A 19,400-nucleotide genomic window follows, 5' to 3' on the forward strand; every position below is an offset into this window, starting at 1 on the left:
GCATTTCCACGAGTTCCGGATCGTACTTGCCGCCTGTAATCCGCGCCGCCAGACCCGGGCCGAAACCGCCCGGTCCGCAGTGCGTATGACTGGCGCCAAAGAGAATATCCTGTTCGGTGAGGGGCGTCTGAGCGGCGACCTTCTCGCGCACCAGCATCGCAAGATTAGGCGGAATGATAAGCATGTCGGCGCCGACAATGACCGCGGTGTCCTTGCCGTCGCTGAGCGCGAGCGCCTTGACGAAGAGCGGGTCGTGCACCCCCGTCGCGTTCTGGTCGTCCTCATATTTGTTCAGGAGCAGGTTCGAGGGCGTGATCTTGAACCGCGCGCCGTATCCGCCCATGGGCGTGCCGGGTTTCGGCGTGATGTCGCGGCGCGCCCAGCCGGCGCGCAGGCGGTCCGGCGTCGCCGCGAAATCGTTTTGAAGCGCGCCAGCGTCTATGGCCCGCAACGCCTCGTGATAGTAATCCGCCGTTTCGAAATTCGAGGATGCGTAGGTGGGCCAGGGGCCGACGAACGCCACGATTGCCGCGGCCAGGATCACGACCAGCAGAAAGATGACCAGCAGTATGCGTTTCATAATGCGCATGGAATTACCTCTCCTCGAAAGGGGTTGCGGGTGATTGCTCGCGCCGCCAAGAATGACGCGCTACCAGTCGACAGACGCCTTGATCACATTATCGGCGTTGTTCGCAACGAGTTCAAATGCCTGACTCGCCTCTTCCAGGCGAAAAGAATGCGTAATAAGGGAAAGCACGTCTACTTTCCCAGCATCCAGAAGCGCGATAGCGGCCGGATAATTGTGGCGAAACCGTCGGCACCACCGAAGCGTCAGTTCCTTCCGCCGCGCGTCGCTTACTGCTATCGCGTCGTAATCATTGCCTGAGATGCCCGTAAGCACACAGCGGCCGGCCGGTCGTGCAATCCGGCAGACCTGCGCCAGCGGTTCGCCCCGGTTCGAGCAGTCGATGGCCACATCTACGCCCCGGCCGTCCGTTTCCCCGAGAATACGGCCGACCGTGTCCTCCCGCGATGCGTCGATGGCCCGGTCGACGCCGTATCGCGCCGCGGCTGCAACGCGGTAGGCCAGCAAGTCCGACCCGTAAAGCTTGCACACTCCCGAAAGCTTGAGCACCTGCGCCACAAGCAGGCCGATGGTACCCAGACCGATGACGGCGGCGGTTTCGCCTGCCTTGACCTCGGCGAGTTCCACGGTGTGCAGCGCCACGGCCAGCGGTTCGAGCATGGCCGCCGCGGACGGGCCTACCGCATCCGGAACGCGATAACAGAAGCCCGCATGAACGGTCATATAATCGCGCAGCGCGCCGTCGCAGCCTGGTCCGCCCGGAAAATACATCGCACGGCACACGTTGTAGTGTCCGCTGCGGCACCATTCGCATTGCATGCAAGGAATGCCCGGCTCGACCGCAACGCGCTTGCCCACGAGAGCCGCGTCCGCCGCGGTGCCCGTGGATTCCACGATACCCGCGTACTCGTGCCCCAGAATGGTTGGTCCCGCGAGCACCTGGTTGCCGATGCGTCCTTCGAGATAGTAATGAACGTCAGAGCCGCAGACTCCCACCGACTCGAGACGCACAAGCGCCTCATGCGGTTTCGGAACGGGCTTTTCCACATCGATGACACGCAATTGTCGCGGTGCGACCCACTGGACGGCTTTCATCTTGCTTCTCCGGCCCCGCAATCCGGCACGATGATAGGCATTCGCTGCGCCATGAGGCAAATGAGGGCAATGCGTTTCTAAACCACGCCTCAGATGCATAAGAAGCGTACGGTTGCGGACTTCATACCTGTCCTGCTGGGGAGAGCTGTCAGGTGTTCGCGGCGCTCCGCGACAAGGCGTGTTCCCGGGCCCGGACAAGGCGGGCAAGCATGGAATTGGTGGGGCAGGGGACGCCGTGCAACTCGCCATGGCGCACGATGGCCCCGTTGAGTGCGTCGATTTCGGTGCGCCGGCGCCGCCGGAAATCTTCGCGCATGCTGGCATAGTGCGCGGCCGTTGGCGGAATCAACACTTGGAACAGCAGGTCGATATAGGACTCGGCCGTGGCCGGCTTGAGCCGCACGCCCATCGCATCCGCCACCGCATAAACCTCCTGCACGACCTCGCGCAGGATACTCCGCGTGTGCTCGGTTTCAAGCAGCACGCCGTAGGGAACGTCCAGCAGGCCGGACAACGGGTTCAGGGCGCAGTTGTAGGTGACTTTCGACCATAGCACCGTGGCGATTTCGTCCGTATAGACCGTCGGGATTCCCGCATTGTTCATGGCGGCGGCGATGGCGCGCACTCGCTCCGCGGGTGTGGCGGGGTCATACGTGCCCAAAGCCGTCGGATCCGCGATGACCGTGACCTCGACCCAGCCCGGCTCGCGCAACCACGCCCCGAAGATGGCGCGCGCGCCGAACGTGCGAGGCCAGCCAATGACTTCCGCGATGACCTCCGCGTTTCCCAGTCCGTTCTGGTAGGAACAGACAAGCGTGCCCGGCCCGAGAAACGGCGCGAGTGACGTGATTGCCGCGTGCGTGTCATACGACTTCACCGTCAGAAGAACGAGGTCAAGCGCGCCCGGAGTCAATTCTTCTACACCGGCGCACGGATGCACCGTCGCAACATGGTGCTCGCCCCAGATGCCGGTGATCCGAAGGCCGTGCGCGCGGATGGCATCCATATTGCGCGGGCGGCCAACCAGCGTCACATCGTGCCCGGCTTTGGCCATGAAACCGCCCACAACCGTGCCCAACGCGCCCGCGCCCATCACCAACATGCGCATGACCAGACTACTCCCGTTGCCGCAAGACTTGTTTCCCGTCCGTCCCCATTCTGACCGATAGGGTACCGATTAGGGGCGGGCAGTTCCAGCCTTCACCGTTGCGGAGCGGTTGCAGGGACGAGTCCTTCGGCGGCGCCCCTGGACCGAGGCGTGTCTGGGGGCCGCAAGAGCGCTGAGAGTGCGGATTCCTGGTTCGTTGCAAAGTAGTGCGGTTCTGTGTCGTTCTGCAACAGGAGTGACCCACAGTCCGCGGATTTTCCCAGGATAAGCGCAAGAATGCGCTTGGCACGCGGCTTGTTTGCCTGCCAGGAGTATACTCTCGACCAGGACAAGGAGCGGTGAGAAATGCGTTTTGACAGACTGACGATACGGGCGCAAGAAGCGCTATCGGCCGCGATGGACCTCGCCTCGGGGCAGAAGCATCCCGAAGTCACGTCATTGCACGTGCTGGCGGCGCTGCTGGAACAGGACCAGGGCGCAGTGGTCTCGATCCTGCAGCGCATAGGCGTTCATCCGGGGCAGTTGGCAGGCGAGATTCAGTCCGCGCTGGCGCGCTTGCCGCGGGTGAGCGGCGGCAGCGCGAACCCGAGCCTGAGCGCGGAAGCGCAGCAGGCGCTCGAGGCTGGCTGGCGCGCGGCCCAGACACTCCGGGACGAATACCTCAGCACCGAGCACGTCCTGCTCGGCGTGATCGAGCACGGCCGGGGCGACGCGGCGCAGTTGCTCAAGCGTTTTGGCGCGACGAAAGAGGGCGTGCTCGAGGCGCTTCGCGAAGTGCGCGGCACGCAGCGGGTCACGGACCCGAACGCGGAGACGACATACGACGCGCTGCAGAAATACAGCCGCGACCTGACGCAACTCGCGCGGGCGGGCAAGCTGGACCCGGTAATTGGCCGGGACGATGAGGTGCGCCGCGTGATCCAGGTGCTCAGCCGCCGTACAAAGAACAACCCGGTGCTCATCGGCGAGCCGGGCGTGGGCAAGACCGCGATTGTCGAGGGGCTGGCCCAGCGCATCATCGCGGGCGACGTGCCCGAAGGACTGAAGAACAAGCGGGTCGCTGCGCTGGACATGGCGGCCTTGATCGCCGGCGCAAAGTTCCGGGGAGAGTTTGAAGAGCGCTTAAAGGCATTGCTGAGCGCAGTCCAGCAAGCTGAAGGACAAGTTATCCTGTTCATTGATGAGTTGCACACGCTCGTGGGCGCGGGCGCGGCGGAAGGCGCAATGGACGCGTCGAACATGCTGAAACCGGCGCTGGCGCGCGGCGAACTGCACTGCATCGGCGCGACCACGCTGAACGAATACAAAAAACACGTCGAAAAAGACGCGGCGCTCGAACGGCGGTTCCAGCCGGTGCTCGTGAAGGAGCCCGATGTGGAGAGCACAATCGCGATTCTACGCGGGCTCAAGGAACGCTATGAGGTGCATCACGGAGTGCGCCTGCAAGATTCGGCGCTGGTCGCGGCGGCGCACCTCAGCCATCGCTACATCTCAGACCGGTTCCTGCCGGACAAGGCCATCGACCTGGTCGACGAGGCAGCGTCGCGACTGCGGATCGAGATCGATTCCATGCCCTACGAAATAGATGTACTGGACCGGCGCCTGCGCCAACTCGAGATCGAGCACCTTGCGCTGAAGAAAGAGAAGGACAAGGCCGCTCAGGAACGCCGCGACGCCATCGCTCAGGAAATGGCCGAACTGCGGGAGCAGATGAGCGCCAAGAAAGCGCAGTGGCAGGCGGAAAAGGAAGTTATCGACACGATCCGCGGCATACAGTCGCAAATCGATGACGCGAAGCGGCAGGAAGAGATCGCCGAACGTAACGGGCAGTTGGACAAGGTCGCGGAAATCCGGTACGGCACGCTGAATGAACTCCAACGCAAACTGGAAGGCGAGAATAGGCGGCTCAGCGAACTGCAGAAGGGCGGCAGCTACCTCTCCGAGGAGGTCACCGAGCAACATATATCAAAAATCGTGTCCAGTTGGACCGGTATCCCTCTCGACAAGCTGCTCGAAGGGGAGATGGACCGCCTGCTCAAGATGGAACAGCGCCTCGGCCAACGGGTCATCGGCCAAGAAGACGGCATCCGGGCCGTGTCCGACGCGGTACGTCGCGCCCGGGCCGGACTGAAGGACCCGAACCGGCCCATAGGTTCGTTCATTTTCCTGGGACCAACGGGCGTGGGCAAGACGGAACTGGCGCGTGCGCTTGCGGAGCTGTTGTTCGACCATGAGAACGCCATGGTGCGTATTGATATGTCGGAATATATGGAAAAACATACGGTTTCACGGCTTATTGGAGCCCCTCCGGGCTACGTCGGGTACGAGGAAGGCGGCCAGTTGACGGAGGTGGTGCGGCGCAAACCTTACTGCGTCGTGCTGCTCGACGAAATCGAAAAAGCGCACCATGACGTGTTCAATGTGCTCTTGCAAGTGCTTGATGATGGAAGACTTACGGATGGACAAGGCCGTACGGTCGATTTCAAGAATACGGTCGTCATCATGACCTCAAACTTGGGTAGCGAGCTATTCCAACGGGAAGGAACCGCCAGGCAGAAGGAAGAAGCGGTCCGAACCCTGATGCGCCAGCATTTCCGGCCGGAATTCCTGAATCGTGTCGACGAGGTGGTCGTGTTCCATCCGTTGACCCGGGAGGACATCCGCCGCATTGTGGAGGTGCAGATGCGGCATATTGCTAAGCGATTGCAGGACAGGGAGATAACACTTGAATTGACCCGTGCGGCGCGGGAACGGCTGGCTGACGAGGGGTATGATCCTGTCTACGGGGCGCGGCCCTTGAAAAGGGCCATGCAACGACTGGTGGTTGACCCGCTGGCCCTGGACTTGCTCCGTGGCACCCTCGAATCTGGAAAACATGTTATAATAGAGGTGGACGAAGCAGGTGGCGGCCTGAAGTCGGTGGTGCAATAGCTCCAAACGGCCTAATGTGGTTGTTGACCGAGGGTCGGGCCTAGGACCGATCCGCAAACCCTCCCCGGGGTCGGGCGTATCCCCAGCGCCCGGCCTCGCATTTTTTCCGGGGGTATAATTGCTTTCTGCAGTATAGAAACCTGACGAGGCCATGCGGCTGGAATATGTCATGGTATTCTCCGGACGGAACGTTACTGCTTGTGAATGCCTTTCGCCACCGGGAGTCCCGGAAGTGTGTTCGCGATGCGGCATGCGAGAACGCGGCATAAGCCATTCTTTGGACTACAACCAGGGTTCAGGCTTGGCATTGGCCTGGATGCCCGGCCCGGTGGCGGGCGGCGGGCAATTCTGACCCGGACGGCAACCTTGGCGAAGTTTGAACATAATGAGCGTGTAATCTTCACGTGGGATGGCGCGCAGCATCGCGGCCGCGTTACCGCCGTATTGCCGCAGACGCGACGGGTAGTGACGGACCAGGGGCGGCGACTGAACGTGCCGGTGCGCCGGCTGCGGCCCTCGCCGGACCGTGTCCTGATCCTGGAGACCCGGCTGGACCGCAGCTTGCGCTCGACGCGGCTGTACGGCCCCATGTTTCAGCAATGGCTGGCGGCGTACAAGGTGGACGCGCTGTACGAGCGGGTCCACACCATTGAGGCATTACGGGGATTCCTCCGGCAGGAAGGAAAGCATATCGCGACGCGCTATATCCATATCATGGGGCATGGCATGGACAAGCGGGGACAAGGCAAGGCGTCGCTGCGCCTGACGTTTGAGATGATGGACTTGGCGGAGAACGCGGACATCTTCCAGGGCTTGGACGGGAAGATCATCATCTTCTCCTGCTGCGATATTGGAGCAGACCGGTGCGTGCTCGAAACCGTCAAGGAGATGAGCGGGGCGTCCGCGGTTATCGGATACCGCGTTCAGGTTGAGGACTGGTACACAAACCTTGCCGAGGCCTTGCTCTACGAGCGTTTGATCAATACCTCCATGCATCCGCGCAAGGCAGTGGAACTGGCCGGTGAAATCCTCGACCGGATGGGTGTGCGCCTTGAGGGCATCATCACGCGGAAGCCGGTACTGGTGTGCGTGTGATTGGTCATAGCGGGCTGGGGGGCGGCCGGCGTGAGCAATTGCAGCTCATGCAGGCACAGGCCGTAGCGGCCGCCCGCCGGATGAACGCCGAGTTCCACGCCGTTCCAGCCCGGACTGAAGTTGGCCGAATAGCATAGCCACAGCGTCTGTCCATCGGTGCTGATGAACTTGCTCGGGAAATTGAGGAAGTATCCCTGCTCGCCGAAGTCCTTCAGGTAGCAGACCATGCGCCACGGGCCGGTAATGACGTCCGCTTCCAGGATGTAGGAGTCCATCTTGGCCACGGTCGGCCAGCCGTCAGTAATGCACATGAGATACTTCTTCAGGCCGGGCACGTACGTGGCGGTGACACAGCCCATATGATTGTTCCATTCGATCAGGGGCTTTATTTGCTCGAAGTTGTTGGCCCAGACTGGCTGTCCCGCGCCATCGTGTCCCGCGAAGAACTCCCACGCCGCGATGTCGTTGATGGTTTCAGGCGAAGGACGGACTCGCGCCAGATAGACCTGGTCGGCGGTGATCCAGCTCAGGTTGGCGTGGGCGAAATTGTCGGCGCATCCGTCGGCGGTCTGAAACGGTTTGCCCGGCTCGCCCGGCGTAATGCACGGGCGCGGCATGGGGTCATTTTCGAGGGCCCCCATGCCCAGCAAGTAAGCTTTGCCGTCCGGCGAGTGCTCCATGTTCTTGCCGAAGTCGACAAAATGGGGCGCGCCCATCTTGACGGGGCCGAGAAAGACGCGCGGCTCAGGAAACAAGGGCTTGTCGGGCGTGAGGGGCGACGGTTCCCACGTCTTACCGTAATCGCGGGAAATCTGGAACCCGGGCATAGGCCCCAGATTGGGCCAGTTCCAATTAAACCCGTTATGCTCGTACGAACCGCCAGGCCCGAGACAGTAGGTGCCGTAGTACCAGATACCGTCGTGCACAAGCGACCCGGCGGGATAACGCCCTTCGTAGGGCTTCGCGCTCGCTTCCTTGGGGGGAGCGGTGTTTCTGATCTCCAGCGCCAGAGGATCGTCGCCGATCAAGACGGCATGGCCCGTCCGCGCGCTTGCGCCCGCCCCGGAGAAGCAGTCTACGCCGTCCGTCTTGCCGTCGGTCCAGGGCGAGTAGAGCCGGCCGTCGCTGGCCCAACTCGGATACCAGGTGTCGCCGCAGTGATAATCGCTGTGACGGCCTGTGAAATAGACGCCCGTCAGGCTGGGCGACCGTTCGAAGGGACAACCTTCGGGCGGCGCGGACTTCCAGACGAATCCGCCCGGCGCCTGCGCACTGCTCTTCGTTGACGTGCACGCCAGTGCCGCGAGCGCGGCCAGACTGATCGCAAAGTGCGACAAGGCTTTCTTCATGGTTAGTACCTCACCAGGTTTTTGCTGTCCATGAAAACAGTCGTCTGCGCGCGTGTCACCATAACCGAACCGGCCCGCTGAATCGAGCCGGCGGAACGCCTTGCCAAGACGGTCTATCTTTGGCACTTGGGGCACGCGTAGACCGTGCGGCCCGAGAGTGTCCAGACACGAATCGTGCTGCCACAACGGAGACAGGAGTCGCGCTTGTAGACGTAGAAACGCCCGTCATCGGTTGCTTTCTCGGGTTCCAGCGCGGCGAGGGTCAGAATGCGGTTTTTCTGAACGCCGATGCGCATGAGACGGCGCAGCAGCGCCCACAAGGCGTTGAATTCGTCGCGGCCCAAGGAGTTTCCAGGGCGGCCGGGCTCGATGCCCGTCAGAAACAAGGCTTCGCAGCGATAGATGTTGCCCACGCCCGCCACGACCTTCTGGTCGAGCAACAACGCGCCAGTGGCCCGGACCGTTTTCCGTATCCGCTCCCACGCGCGTTCCGGGTCGGCATCGTCGCGCAGGATGTCGGGGCCCAGCGACACAATGAGACCCTTGCGTTCCTGCTCCGTGACCAACGCGCAGCGCATGGGGCCCCGGAGGTCCGCGGTGTACATGGCCCCTTCGAGGCGCAACCGGATTTGCTCCGATGGCGGCGGGGCGGGGGTCTTGAAAAGGGTGAAACGGCCCGCCATGCCAAGGTGGATGTGGCAGATGAGGCTGTTCGACCAGAGTTGAAAGAGGTTCTTGCCATGGGCCTCGGCGCGCGTGAACACTTGCCCGTCGAGCCTGGTCGCGCCTGCGCGGAAGCGTCCCTGGGGAGAAGACGCGCGGAGCGCCTGTCCGGCCAGATGGCGGTTCTGGTCGCGCGCAATGCGGTGAATCGTGTGTCCTTCGGCCATTTCCCGTTCCCTGCGCTCACGAAGACCGGATTGTCGCGCCCGTGCGTGCCGTCGCGCCCGTGTCTCCCGCGGAAGCGGAAACGGCCCCGCCGGGTCTGCGCGAGCGGGCGGCGAAGCGCAAGGCTGCGCCGCATCCAGAACAGGCACGGAGTTCCCCGAGTGTGTCGACTCGGGAATATCAAAGAATAGGGCATGGCACCGGCACCGGCGCGGCGCCATGCCCGAAAAGCAGTTGGCAATCGCCGTCTAGCTGAGTGCGACCGTCAGTACGCCGAATGCCGTGGCCCAGAGGCCATTGCATGGGAACGTGCCGTACTGGTCGTACCGGATGAAGTCGACATGCCCGTCGAGATAGAGCACGTTCGCGCCGCCCGGAATGTGGTTGAACGCCGCGCCCGCGGACGGATCGGCGCTCACGCTGTCCCAGTAGATCTCGACGATGGACTGCGCCTGCGCCGTGGCCGCCGGATTGTTGATGTCCGTGATAAGGAAACGCTCGATACCTTCGCGCAGACGGTAGATGGTTTTCCCGCCGCCATTGCCGTTACCGGCAGTGACCTCGAAATCGCCGTCGAGGACTCGCCGGGCTTCCTGCGGGTCGGCAGGTACGCCGCGTTCCAGCGCGCCGGCATTGAGCATTTGTACGGCGGCCTCCAGGATCTGTATGGGCGCCAGACCGGAAACCCCGCTGATGAGCAGGCTCATTTCAATGGACGGGTCGTCCTGGTCCGCGCGGTCAATAACCCAGCCGAAGTAGTTGTAATGGTCGGAGGGATTGTCCGCGTATCCTTTATAGGGACTGTTGCAGATTTGCCCGGGCTGGTCTGAAATGACGGCCAGCGCCTCGACCACATCGCCGTTGTCCGGCGCAGATGGACACACCAATACGCCCCAGTCGTTCAAGTATTCCGGGTAGATGGCCACGACATTCGGGGTCAGCTCGGGTTCGTCCTGACTCGTGCACAGCGTCGTATTGATGCCACCGGAGCCATCGGTGTAATACGGGGCCAGACCCTGCATCGGCGGATACCGTTCGCCTGGGTCCTCGTTGACATACATCTTTAAGACCGTGCCCATCTGCTTCAGATTGTTCTGGCAACTGGCGCGGCGGGCCGATTCGCGGGCGCGCGCGAGGGCCGGCAGCAAAATGGCCGCGAGAATACCGATGATTGCAATGACAACCAGCAATTCAATTAGTGTGAAACCTTGTCTGCGTGTTCGCATACCCGACCTCCTCTGCGGTTCGCTTTCACGAATACCTCTTATGTCGTTTCCGGGTTTTGAAGTCCCGAAACAAGAATAATCAAAAAGACGGAATTTAGCAAGGGGATGATCATCACCGTGCAACCTGTTCTGTCCCAAGAACGTCAGCGCAGGATGAGCACATTGTTAGAATCACGTTATAAGGACACGGAAAGAGCGGGGTCTGGTTCTCGAACAAGACCCCGCCCGTCGGCATGGCATGAAAACAAATCGTATGTTGGCAACATTCAAGTGGCGCCGCCGCGCCATGCCCGGGACGCTTTGAGCAGATGGCACATTCGTGTACAATATACGAACGGATTATTGGGTCATGGCCTTCAAGCAAACGGGTTGCCCGAGGGGGGCCAGCAAGGAAGAGGTGCATGGGAGAAGAAAGCCGGCGGGCGTCTGCGACCGTACTCATCGCGGATGACGACGCGGCGATGCGCGCGCTGTTGTCAGAGGTCCTGGTGAATCAATTCCATTGTACCGTGGCATGTGCCGCCAATGGAGATGAGGCGGCGCGCCGTCTGGGCGAAGCGCACTTCGATGTCCTTGTTTCGGACATGTTGATGCCCGGTCTGCATGGACTGAGCCTTATTTATGAGGTGCGGCGGCGGCAATCCGACCTGGACCTGATCGTGATGACGGGGTTCTCGGAAGACTTCCCGTATGTAGATGTCATCGATGCGGGCGCCACGGACTTCATCGTGAAGCCCTTCCATATCAACGAACTCGTGGCAAAACTGAAACGAGTCTTCAAAGAGCGGGACGAGCGGATAGCGCGGATGCTGGCGGAGAGCAAATTCCAGAGCATCTTCCAGCTAAGCGTGGACGGCATGACCTTGTTGCAGCGGGACAGTTTTCACGTGGTGGACGCGAACCATGCGTTTCTGGAGCTTACGGCGCGGACGCTGGACAACCTGCGCGGCAGGCCTTTCCCGGAGTTGCTGTCCCCGAACGACCGCGAACGTTTTGGACTGGGACTTTCGATCTGCCGCGGCCGCGGCACCTTGGGGGACATGACTCTCTGCCGCGCGGATGGGTCCGAGGTCTACGTGGACATCAGCGTGACCTTCATCGACGCGGCATCGGAACACCTGATATTCATGATGCTCAAAGACGTCACGGAAAAGCGGGAAGTCGAGCGCCAATTGGCCCATGCGGCGGTGGTGGACGGCCTGACGGGACTCTTCAACAAGCATGCGTTCCACCGCAACGTGGAGGGTGCGGTGCGCCGGGTGCGGCACGATCGCATGCCATTGACGCTCTTGATGCTGGACCTGGACAATTTCAAGTCCTGCAACGACACACACGGGCATCAGGTGGGCGACCAGCTTTTGGCGCGGGTGGGCGAACTCATCGCCGCGAGCATCCGCACTACCGCTGGCGACGAGGGGTATCGCTGCGGGGGCGATGAATTCGCCGTTCTGTTGCACAACGCGGATCTCGACCAGGGCCGCCGCATCGCCGAGCGCATCCGCACGCATTTCGGCGACATGCAGAACTATGGCACTTCCGTTAGTGTGGGTATCGCTCAGTATGCCGAACCATGGGAAGCCGCGGACCTGATCAGCGCGGCGGACAAGGCTCTCTATGCCGCGAAGGCGCGCGGCAAGAACGTGGTCGTGAGCACGGCTTGAACGCGGCACCAGCGGTTCAACACGTGCCGCCACCAAGAAGCGCGACGCGCCTGTCCGCCTGAGACAATTCCGGGAAGCGGCGGCGGGACCCGAATGCGTCCGCGGCATACCGTTCCGCAATCACGCGCCGCCTGAAGTTGCCGCGCGATTAGCCCGTGGTGACATTGGCCGGCACCGCGGCGGTGGCGGCATGCCGGGCCTTGTGTTCGATAAAGCAGCAGCCCGGACATGGCGCGAACAGTTTCCGGCGGCAGACCTTCCGGAAATCGCGCATAACGGCGTTGTTCCAGAGCTGTTTCAGCGTCTGTTCGCGCACGTTGCCCACCTTTACGAGCCAGCAGGGGTAGGCGTCGCCCTGCCGGCCCACGATGAGCGTGTTCCAGGCATTGCGGCACTCATACTCCCTGAGGTCGATGCCGCCGTCATAGTACTTGATGATTTCCTCCTTGGGCACGCGCGGCAGGCGTAATTCTATGCCTGCATCGCGCGCGGCCGCGATGGTCTTGTCGAGCGCGCCGGTGAGCGCTTCGCGGTCGATGCGCGGCCATGTGATGTCTTCGAGGTTGAAGGACTGGGGGTCGGCCTCGCCGAGTCCGGGCAGCTCGTGCATGCGGGTTTCGGTGACGAGATTGAGCACCGAGGCCCCGGCATCCTTCACGACCTGAGGCATGTGATGCAGCACGTCAATATTGTCCTTCTGGATCACGGTCGTGATGTGAACCAGCGGGCACTGCTTGCGCGCCGCTTCACGGAATTCGACGAGCGTCTTGATGCCCGTGGTGGAACGGTGGAACGCGCCGTTCATCTTGCGAATTTCGTCATGGCGCTCGCCCGGGCCTTCGATAGACGTGCCCGCGAAATTAAAGCCGATGCCGCCAAGCCGCCTGGGCGCGAGCGCGACCACGGCCTCGGCGCGCTCCGCCGGCAGCATGGTCGTGTTCGAGATGAAATGCGTCCGCGCCTTGGCGCTCGCGCGAGCGAGGATATCCATGAAATCGCGGCGCACAAACGGCTCGCCGCCGGTAAAGGTGACGAGGCTGAACCGGGCGACCTGATCGACGACGCGGAACCATTCTTCGGTGCTCAGTTCGCCTTCCATCTGCTTCTTGATGGGCTGGTTTTCAAGCCATTCGATGTACTGGCACATCTTGCAGCGCAGGTTGCAGCGGCGCGTGACCTCGAAATAGTAGTGCCACGCGGGGAAGGCATAGCCGTTCTTCAGAAATCTGTATGGAATGGATGCGTAGACGCGCGTCGCGAACTGGTAAAGATTCGAGACGCTCAAGACGCTTTCCCTGTCGGCTTGAGGCATGTACCTTCTTACTGCTCAGATGGCGCGGAAGCCATTTTCTGGGCACTGGGCTTCAGTAGAAACAACACGCGTGCCTGGAAACCGTATTCCGCCCGCATTCTACACTATGCTGCGGCGGCGTTGCGCTACAGGGCCGGCCCCGATTCCGGCAGGAGGGGAGCCAGGGGGCAACCCTCGCAGCGGGGCACTTTCCGGCAGAAGTCTTTGCCCGTATAGACGATCAGGCCGTGATACTCCTTGAACATGACGACATCCGGCGGAAGATGCCGCTCGAACATGCCGCGCAGTTCCTCGTAGCCGATGTCAGGCGGGGTCAGGCCGTGCCGGCTGAGGATGCGGCGCGTGTAGGCGTCCACGACAAAGACGGGTTTCTCGCAGACGTAAAGCAGAATGTCGTCCGCGGTCTCGGGGCCGATGCCCTTGATCGCGAGCAGTTCCCCGCGCAGTTGCGATAGCGGGCGCCGGGCCATGCGGCGGACACTACCGCCGTGCCGCAGGACGAGGTATTCGCAGAACAGCCGCAGCCGCTCGGCCTTCTGCCGGAAATAGCCGGAAGGGCGTATGGCCGCCTCCAGACGCTCGCGGGGACAGGCCAGGATGGCGCGCGGGTGCAGCAGCCGTTCCGTTTTCAGGCGGATGATCGCGCGCTCGACGTTGAACCAGGCCGTGTTTTGCGTCAGTATGGCGCCAACGACTATCTCAAACGGCGTCTCGCCCGGCCACCAGTGGGTCGGCCCGAAATGTTGGCGGAGTCGCTCGTAGATATGCTTCAGGGTGGTCCGCATGCTCACGGAGCGGCCACGGCAGCCTGCGCGTGCCGGTCGAGGAGCGTGTTCAGCGCGGCAAGCGCCGGGGCCACAGCCTCGGGGATGGTCCCGCTGGCGAAACTGCGCCGGACAGGGCCGTAGGTCACTTCATAGGTGAAGCGGTCCGCTCCGGCGGGATGCGGCGTTTCATCCGGTAACGATTCCAGGTTCGCGGCGTCCAGCAACGCACAAAGGTCGCGCAGTTCCGGCTCGGTCAGCGCGAAGGTCATTTGCCCCCGTTTCCGCGTGAGTTCGCACGCACCGTCCGCATGAATGGCGAGGCGGTCCATCAGCCCCGCGAAGCCGCCACTGCGGACAAACAGGACCAGCGCCCCGCCCGCAACGGGCGTCCGGCCCGGCGCCTGGTTTTCGGCCGCGGTCTTGCGGATAACGACGCTTGCGTGGACGCCTTCTCCTGTTTCTCCGCTGAGGTTGCCCATGTTTATTGCCAATTCGATGTATCCCATGCTCTGGACCAGGACAAGCCGTTTCCCCTCCGGCACATCGGCATACGTGCGCACGAAGGGGGCCTCGAACGCCGCCGCGCCCGCCGTCACGGCAAGCAGGTCGCCTTGCTTGAGCCCAAACGCCCGCACCAACGAGTCGCCCGGGATGTCCGTGACCAGATTACCATAGTCATCAATGCGATAGACGCGACCTCGGGCCTCGTCCTGCGTGATGACGGGCGCCGGCAATTCCAGCCTGACCATGTCTCCGCAGGCGGGCCCGGTTTCCGTAAGCGGCGCGCCGGACGCGAGCGCCGCCGCGACGGGGCCGAAGATGTCTCTGCCGTGGAACGTGCCCGACAGCGCGCCTTCGCGCCATAGCGCCGGATTCTCGAGCGTATGCGCCGCGCGCACGCCGTCGCGTTGCGCCACGAGCGTCAACAGGCCGTTGTCGGGGGCCACGAAGTACTGTCCTTTTCCCGTTTCGAGTGCAATGCCGCGGCGGCTGGTGCCGACACCCGGGTCCACGACGCAGCAGAAGACCGTCCCGGCCGGATATACGTGACAGCCTTCGGCCAGCAGGCGCGCGCCGCCCTCGATGTCGTACGGGGGTATGGCATTCGTCAGCGAGTCGACGCGCGCGTCCGGGAATCTGCTGTAAATAGCGCCTTTCAGGATGCCCACATAGATCGAATCGACGCCGTAGTCCGTGCACAGGACCACTCGTCCGTTCGGCTCGCAAAGGGCTGGAAACGCCAAGACCAGGCAGGCGAGCAGCACAATCATTGCAGGTCGCACGTAAGATCTCCTTTCATCAGAAGAACACCATTGTACACGGCTCGATCTCGCCGTGCATCGCGGCAATTTGAATGCGGTGACGCAACGGCCTAAGCTGGAGCCGCAAGCGGGAGAGAAAGGCCATGAAAAGGTGTCACAAATGTGGTTGGGAATGGCCCGCTGAGAAGAAGCGGCCCGCGCATGCCGAGGCGTGCCCGAAATGCACCGCCTATCTTCATTGCTGCATGAATTGCCGGCATCATGACCCGGCGCTGCACAACGAGTGCCGCGTGCCCGGTACCGATATGGTGCCCGACCGCCGCCGCATGAATTACTGCGACGCATTCGACTTCGCGGATTCGGACACGCACGCGGCGGAACCTGAGAGACAGGCGCAGGCCCGGGACGCGCTGTCTAAACTCCTCGGCGAAGGACCGGGGAACGCAGAGGCGCACCAGGCAACGCGGGATTTTCTTGGCGCGCCCAAGCCGAAGAAGGACCCGAAACGCGCGCTGGATGATCTTTTCAGGGGGTGAGGGGCCGGCCGGTTTACACACAGGCGGGCGGCATGTTAGAGTTTTGACACTATTAACACCACGAATGACAGGGGAATATCTGTGGAGGAGACGGCACGACAACACCGAATGCTGGTAGTCGATGACCGGGAGAACATGCGTGTGCTCCTGGCGGACACGTTTTCCGAGAGAGGGTTTGACGTCAAGACCGCGGCTGACGGGGAACAGGCCATTGCGCTGATCGACAGCGAATCATTCGAGGTGATCATCACGGACCTGAACATGCCGGGCAAAGACGGGATCGCCGTGCTGCGCGCGTCCAAGGCGAAGAACCCGGACACCGAAGTCATCATCATTACCGCTTACGGGACCATTGCGTCCGCGGTCGATGCCATGCGGTTCGGGGCGCACGATTACATCACGAAGCCGTTCAAGTTGAACGAGATCGAGCGCAAAGTCGAGAAGATCGTGCAGAAGATCCGGCCCGTCCGCGCACAGAACATCCAGACATGGATTCACCCCGGCATCCGCACCATGGTCGGGGGAAGCCAGCACACGAAACATCTGATGAAGATGATCGCCAAGGTCGCGCCCAGCAACAGCGCGGTGCTGATCAAGGGCGAGAGCGGCGTGGGCAAGGAACTCGTGGCCCGGGCCATCCACGACGCGAGCCCGCGCCGTGACCGGCCTTTCGTGGCGCTGAACTGCGCGGCGCTGGCGCCGGGCATCCTCGAAAGCGAACTGTTCGGCCACGAGCGGGGCGCGTTCACCGGCGCCACGGAGCGGCGCATCGGCCGCTTCGAAAAGGCGCACACGGGCACGCTGTTCCTGGACGAAGTGGGGGAGATTGACCCGCAGATCCAGACGAAGCTGTTGCGCGTGCTCCAGGAAGACGAAATAGAGCGCGTCGGCGGCACGGCCACGGTCAAGGTCGACGTGCGCATTGTCGCCGCGACAAACCGCGACCTGCGCGAGGCAATCGCGACGGGCAGGTTCCGCGAGGATTTCTATTACCGGCTCAATGTGTTCTCCATCGAAGTCGAGCCGCTGCGCAACCGGCGCGACGACATCCCCATGCTGGTGGATCATTTCGTGCGCACCTTCTCGCTCGAGATGGGCCGCGAGATCGCGGAAATCGACGGCGATGTGTTTGGTATCTTCCTGCGCTATCCGTGGCCGGGCAACGTGCGCGAACTCGAGAACGTCATCGAGCGCGCGTTGGTCCTCTCTGAGAACAACCAGATCACGCGCGACGTGCTGCCGCAAGAACTCCTCGAGACCCAGGAAGACCTGGAACTCGCTCCGTCCGGGGCCGTTCCGCCCACCCCGACGGAATCGCTCATCGAGCGCAAGGAAAGCCTCGAAATCGACCTGATCAAAGGCGCGCTCGACAAGTTCCACTGGAATAAGACCAAGGCCGCCGAGCACCTCGGCCTCAAACGCACCACGCTGCAGTACAAAATTAAAAAGTATGGTTTGGAATAAGCCCAATTTCCGCAAATCGCCACTTCAGCCTTTATTTACAAGACTTTTATCGCTTCTAGCTCCTATCGCGTGACTTCCAAAGATCCAATTTGTTAACATATCTGGTGCTCATTTGTTAACATGTCAGGTCCTCAGTCGGGAGCAATACGGCAATGCCGAGAGGTTACAGCGTCATCAATAGGGGAACGTCTACTTCCTTTATCATCGCAAGAATCTCGATGGGAAACTTGTCGGGGTGTCGCTCAGAACGGACGAATTGCGGGATGCCCACCGCAAGGCCAAACAGAAAACTATCGAACTGGAATGCGAATTAGCCCTCGCCAGGAAGCGTGCGGAACAGGGTGTCAAGAACGTTGATGACATGACTGAAGAGGAAGTCCAAGCCTGGGTGGCCGCTTCCTTTGCCGAAATGGGCGAGAACATGGCTGTTCACGACAGAAGACAGGCCGAAGAAATTCGGCGTCAACGTCACGAGGAAGAGGAACGACAGCGGCGTGAAGCCCAAGAGAAAGCCCTTGACGAAGTCAATCCACGTGCCGATGCGTTTTGGTTTGACGCGCGAGGAGAATCCGGCCGACCGGCGCGAGGTTCTTGTCCGTGTCTCTCCGGATGAGGAGGCGAAGGCGCAGCGGATCGAGTCGACGTACCTGAAGCTGACCGCGGACCTGCTTGACAGGCTCGGCCCGGATTAGGCGCGCATGTGGGGCGAACTCTGCAAGCAGATCGTTGACGTATTGGCGGAAGAGCAGAAGATATAGCGCGAAAACGGCTCTGTGGCGCTCCGGGTTGAATCCGGGGTCAGGCTCTTGTCTAATGTGTACCTTCGTGGCCGACGAAATGGCAGGACGGCTGAACCAGTCAAAAGGCGAAGGTGCTGCTCATGTTCTTCAGAATTTCCCTGCATGGTCTGCTCGGTTGTCTCCTCGCCATCATCACCGTTTGTTTTTCTTCGAAGAACACTTCCGCTGCGGAGGCGGTTGCTTCGGCACCCCTTTCCGCGCCGGGTGATGAGACGGCGGGCGGTTGGGTGAAGTGTCCAGAGAATCCGGTCCTTGGGGACGGCCTCGGCACCTGTTTCGATATCTGCGTACATAAAGAGGCTGATCTCTTCCGGACGTGGTTCTCCTGGCGGCCCAAGGCGGCGATTGCGCTGGTCGAGAGCAAGGATGGCGTTCACTGGAGCGAGCCGGTCATCGTGCTGGGCCCCAATTCAGAGACGGATTGGGAAGACGAGGTCAACCGGCCTTGTGTGCTCAAACGCTATGGCCGGTATCACATGTGGTACACGGGCCAGGCGGATGATCACTCCTGGATCGGTTACGCGACGAGTCCGGACGGCGTGACTTGGACGCGCATGAGCGCCACGCCCGTACTTGCGCCCGAACGGGCGTGGGAGAATGTCGCGCTTATGTGCCCGCATGTCCTCTGGGACGCGGAACAGGGCGTGTATCGCATGTGGTACAGCGGCGGCGGCCAATACGAGCCCGACGCCATCGGCTATGCGACGAGCGCCGACGGCATCAAGTGGGACCGCCTTCCGGAGAACCCGATCTTCAGACCGGAGCCCGGCAACGATTGGGAGAAGGACCGCGTTACCGCGTGCCAGGTGGTTCGTGACGGCGACTGGCACGTCATGTTCTACATCGGTTTTCGCGACATCGACCACGCCGCAATCGGCATCGCCCGGTCACGGGACGGCATAAGAGACTGGCAGCGGTTGCCCGCAAATCCGGTCATCCGCCCGGGCTTGGACAAGTGGGACGCGGAGGCCTGTTACAAGCCTTATGCGATTTTGGATGGCAACCGCTGGATGCTAGGGTACAACGGCCGCACGGGCCGCATCGAGCAGATCGGCCTGGCCACGCACGAAGGCCCCGAACTCGGCTTTCCGTGAGGCGGTAGGCGTGGTCTGCCGGGAGCCGGGCAGTCCTGTATTCTTTGCGAAGCGTGAGTGTGCCGCATGGGCCCGAGTGGCAACAGAAGGAACCCGGCGATGCAAATGAAAGACATCAGCAGACGGGGATTCATCAAGCGCGGACTTGCTGCTTCGGCAGCGTTTGGGATGCCCGCAATCGTCCCGCGAAGCGTTTTCGGCGCAGACGCGCCGACTGAACGCGTGA

Annotated in this window: 15 protein-coding genes; 6 read left to right on the forward strand and 9 right to left on the reverse strand. The window is 61.9% G+C overall.

Annotated elements, in window-relative coordinates:
• From KA184_12060 to KA184_12070, 3 genes are all read right to left on the reverse strand, one after another.
• Positions 1 to 589 (reverse strand): neutral/alkaline non-lysosomal ceramidase N-terminal domain-containing protein (locus tag KA184_12060; protein ID MBP8130303.1); only part of this gene is annotated, 589 nt, incomplete at its 3' end.
• 60 nt (positions 590 to 649) lie between these two features.
• Positions 650 to 1,681, reverse strand: coding sequence for an alcohol dehydrogenase catalytic domain-containing protein (locus KA184_12065; protein MBP8130304.1), 1,032 nt, complete (start codon positions 1,679 to 1,681; stop codon positions 650 to 652).
• Between the two features lie 148 nt (positions 1,682 to 1,829).
• Positions 1,830 to 2,789, reverse strand: a complete 960-nt coding sequence (locus KA184_12070; GenBank protein ID MBP8130305.1) for a ketopantoate reductase family protein — start codon at positions 2,787 to 2,789, stop codon at positions 1,830 to 1,832.
• A 345-nt stretch (positions 2,790 to 3,134) separates the two neighbouring features.
• Here KA184_12070 and clpB point away from each other — a divergent pair, with 345 nt between their 5' ends.
• The gene (gene clpB, locus KA184_12075; protein MBP8130306.1) at positions 3,135 to 5,720 is read left to right on the forward strand and encodes an ATP-dependent chaperone ClpB; all 2,586 of its coding nucleotides are present in this window, start codon (positions 3,135 to 3,137) and stop codon (positions 5,718 to 5,720) included.
• Between the two features lie 965 nt (positions 5,721 to 6,685).
• On the opposite strand, the gene KA184_12080 is transcribed toward clpB, so the two are convergent.
• The 3 genes from KA184_12080 to KA184_12090 all read right to left on the reverse strand — a co-directional run bounded on the left by KA184_12080 (position 6,686) and on the right by KA184_12090 (position 10,278).
• Entirely contained in the window at positions 6,686 to 8,164 is a 1,479-nt protein-coding gene (locus tag KA184_12080) for a hypothetical protein (GenBank protein MBP8130307.1), read from the reverse strand.
• A 113-nt stretch (positions 8,165 to 8,277) separates the two neighbouring features.
• Positions 8,278 to 9,054 carry an Fpg/Nei family DNA glycosylase gene (locus tag KA184_12085; protein ID MBP8130308.1) on the reverse strand — a complete coding sequence of 259 codons (777 nt, stop codon included), beginning with the start codon at positions 9,052 to 9,054 and terminating at the stop codon, positions 8,278 to 8,280.
• A 246-nt stretch (positions 9,055 to 9,300) separates the two neighbouring features.
• The gene (locus KA184_12090; protein ID MBP8130309.1) at positions 9,301 to 10,278 is read right to left on the reverse strand and encodes a DUF1559 domain-containing protein; all 978 of its coding nucleotides are present in this window, start codon (positions 10,276 to 10,278) and stop codon (positions 9,301 to 9,303) included.
• A gap of 401 nt (positions 10,279 to 10,679) precedes the next feature.
• Here KA184_12090 and KA184_12095 point away from each other — a divergent pair, with 401 nt between their 5' ends.
• Positions 10,680 to 11,939 (forward strand): diguanylate cyclase, encoded by a 1,260-nt coding sequence (locus tag KA184_12095; GenBank protein MBP8130310.1) that lies wholly within the window; start codon positions 10,680 to 10,682, stop codon positions 11,937 to 11,939.
• Between the two features lie 148 nt (positions 11,940 to 12,087).
• Here the strand turns inward: KA184_12095 and KA184_12100 are convergent, their stop codons facing one another.
• From KA184_12100 to KA184_12110, 3 genes are all read right to left on the reverse strand, one after another.
• Complete coding sequence (locus tag KA184_12100; GenBank protein MBP8130311.1) at positions 12,088 to 13,224, reverse strand: radical SAM protein; 1,137 nt, start codon at positions 13,222 to 13,224, stop codon at positions 12,088 to 12,090.
• Between the two features lie 152 nt (positions 13,225 to 13,376).
• Positions 13,377 to 14,036 (reverse strand): endonuclease III domain-containing protein, encoded by a 660-nt coding sequence (locus tag KA184_12105; GenBank protein ID MBP8130312.1) that lies wholly within the window; start codon positions 14,034 to 14,036, stop codon positions 13,377 to 13,379.
• A gap of 2 nt (positions 14,037 to 14,038) precedes the next feature.
• Positions 14,039 to 15,301 carry an SAM-dependent chlorinase/fluorinase gene (locus tag KA184_12110; GenBank protein MBP8130313.1) on the reverse strand — a complete coding sequence of 421 codons (1,263 nt, stop codon included), beginning with the start codon at positions 15,299 to 15,301 and terminating at the stop codon, positions 14,039 to 14,041.
• Positions 15,302 to 15,423: 122 nt separating this feature from the next.
• Here KA184_12110 and KA184_12115 point away from each other — a divergent pair, with 122 nt between their 5' ends.
• From KA184_12115 to KA184_12130, 4 genes are all read left to right on the forward strand, one after another.
• The gene (locus tag KA184_12115; protein MBP8130314.1) at positions 15,424 to 15,816 is read left to right on the forward strand and encodes a hypothetical protein; all 393 of its coding nucleotides are present in this window, start codon (positions 15,424 to 15,426) and stop codon (positions 15,814 to 15,816) included.
• 108 nt (positions 15,817 to 15,924) lie between these two features.
• The gene (locus KA184_12120; protein ID MBP8130315.1) at positions 15,925 to 17,280 is read left to right on the forward strand and encodes a sigma-54-dependent Fis family transcriptional regulator; all 1,356 of its coding nucleotides are present in this window, start codon (positions 15,925 to 15,927) and stop codon (positions 17,278 to 17,280) included.
• Positions 17,281 to 17,795: 515 nt separating this feature from the next.
• Positions 17,796 to 17,972, forward strand: coding sequence for a hypothetical protein (locus KA184_12125; protein ID MBP8130316.1), 177 nt, complete (start codon positions 17,796 to 17,798; stop codon positions 17,970 to 17,972).
• A gap of 188 nt (positions 17,973 to 18,160) precedes the next feature.
• The gene (locus KA184_12130; protein MBP8130317.1) at positions 18,161 to 19,174 is read left to right on the forward strand and encodes a hypothetical protein; all 1,014 of its coding nucleotides are present in this window, start codon (positions 18,161 to 18,163) and stop codon (positions 19,172 to 19,174) included.
• Positions 19,175 to 19,400: the final 226 nt, after the last annotated feature.

Source organism: Candidatus Hydrogenedentota bacterium (genome assembly GCA_018005585.1).
Taxonomy (GTDB): Bacteria; Hydrogenedentota; Hydrogenedentia; order Hydrogenedentales; family JAGMZX01; genus JAGMZX01.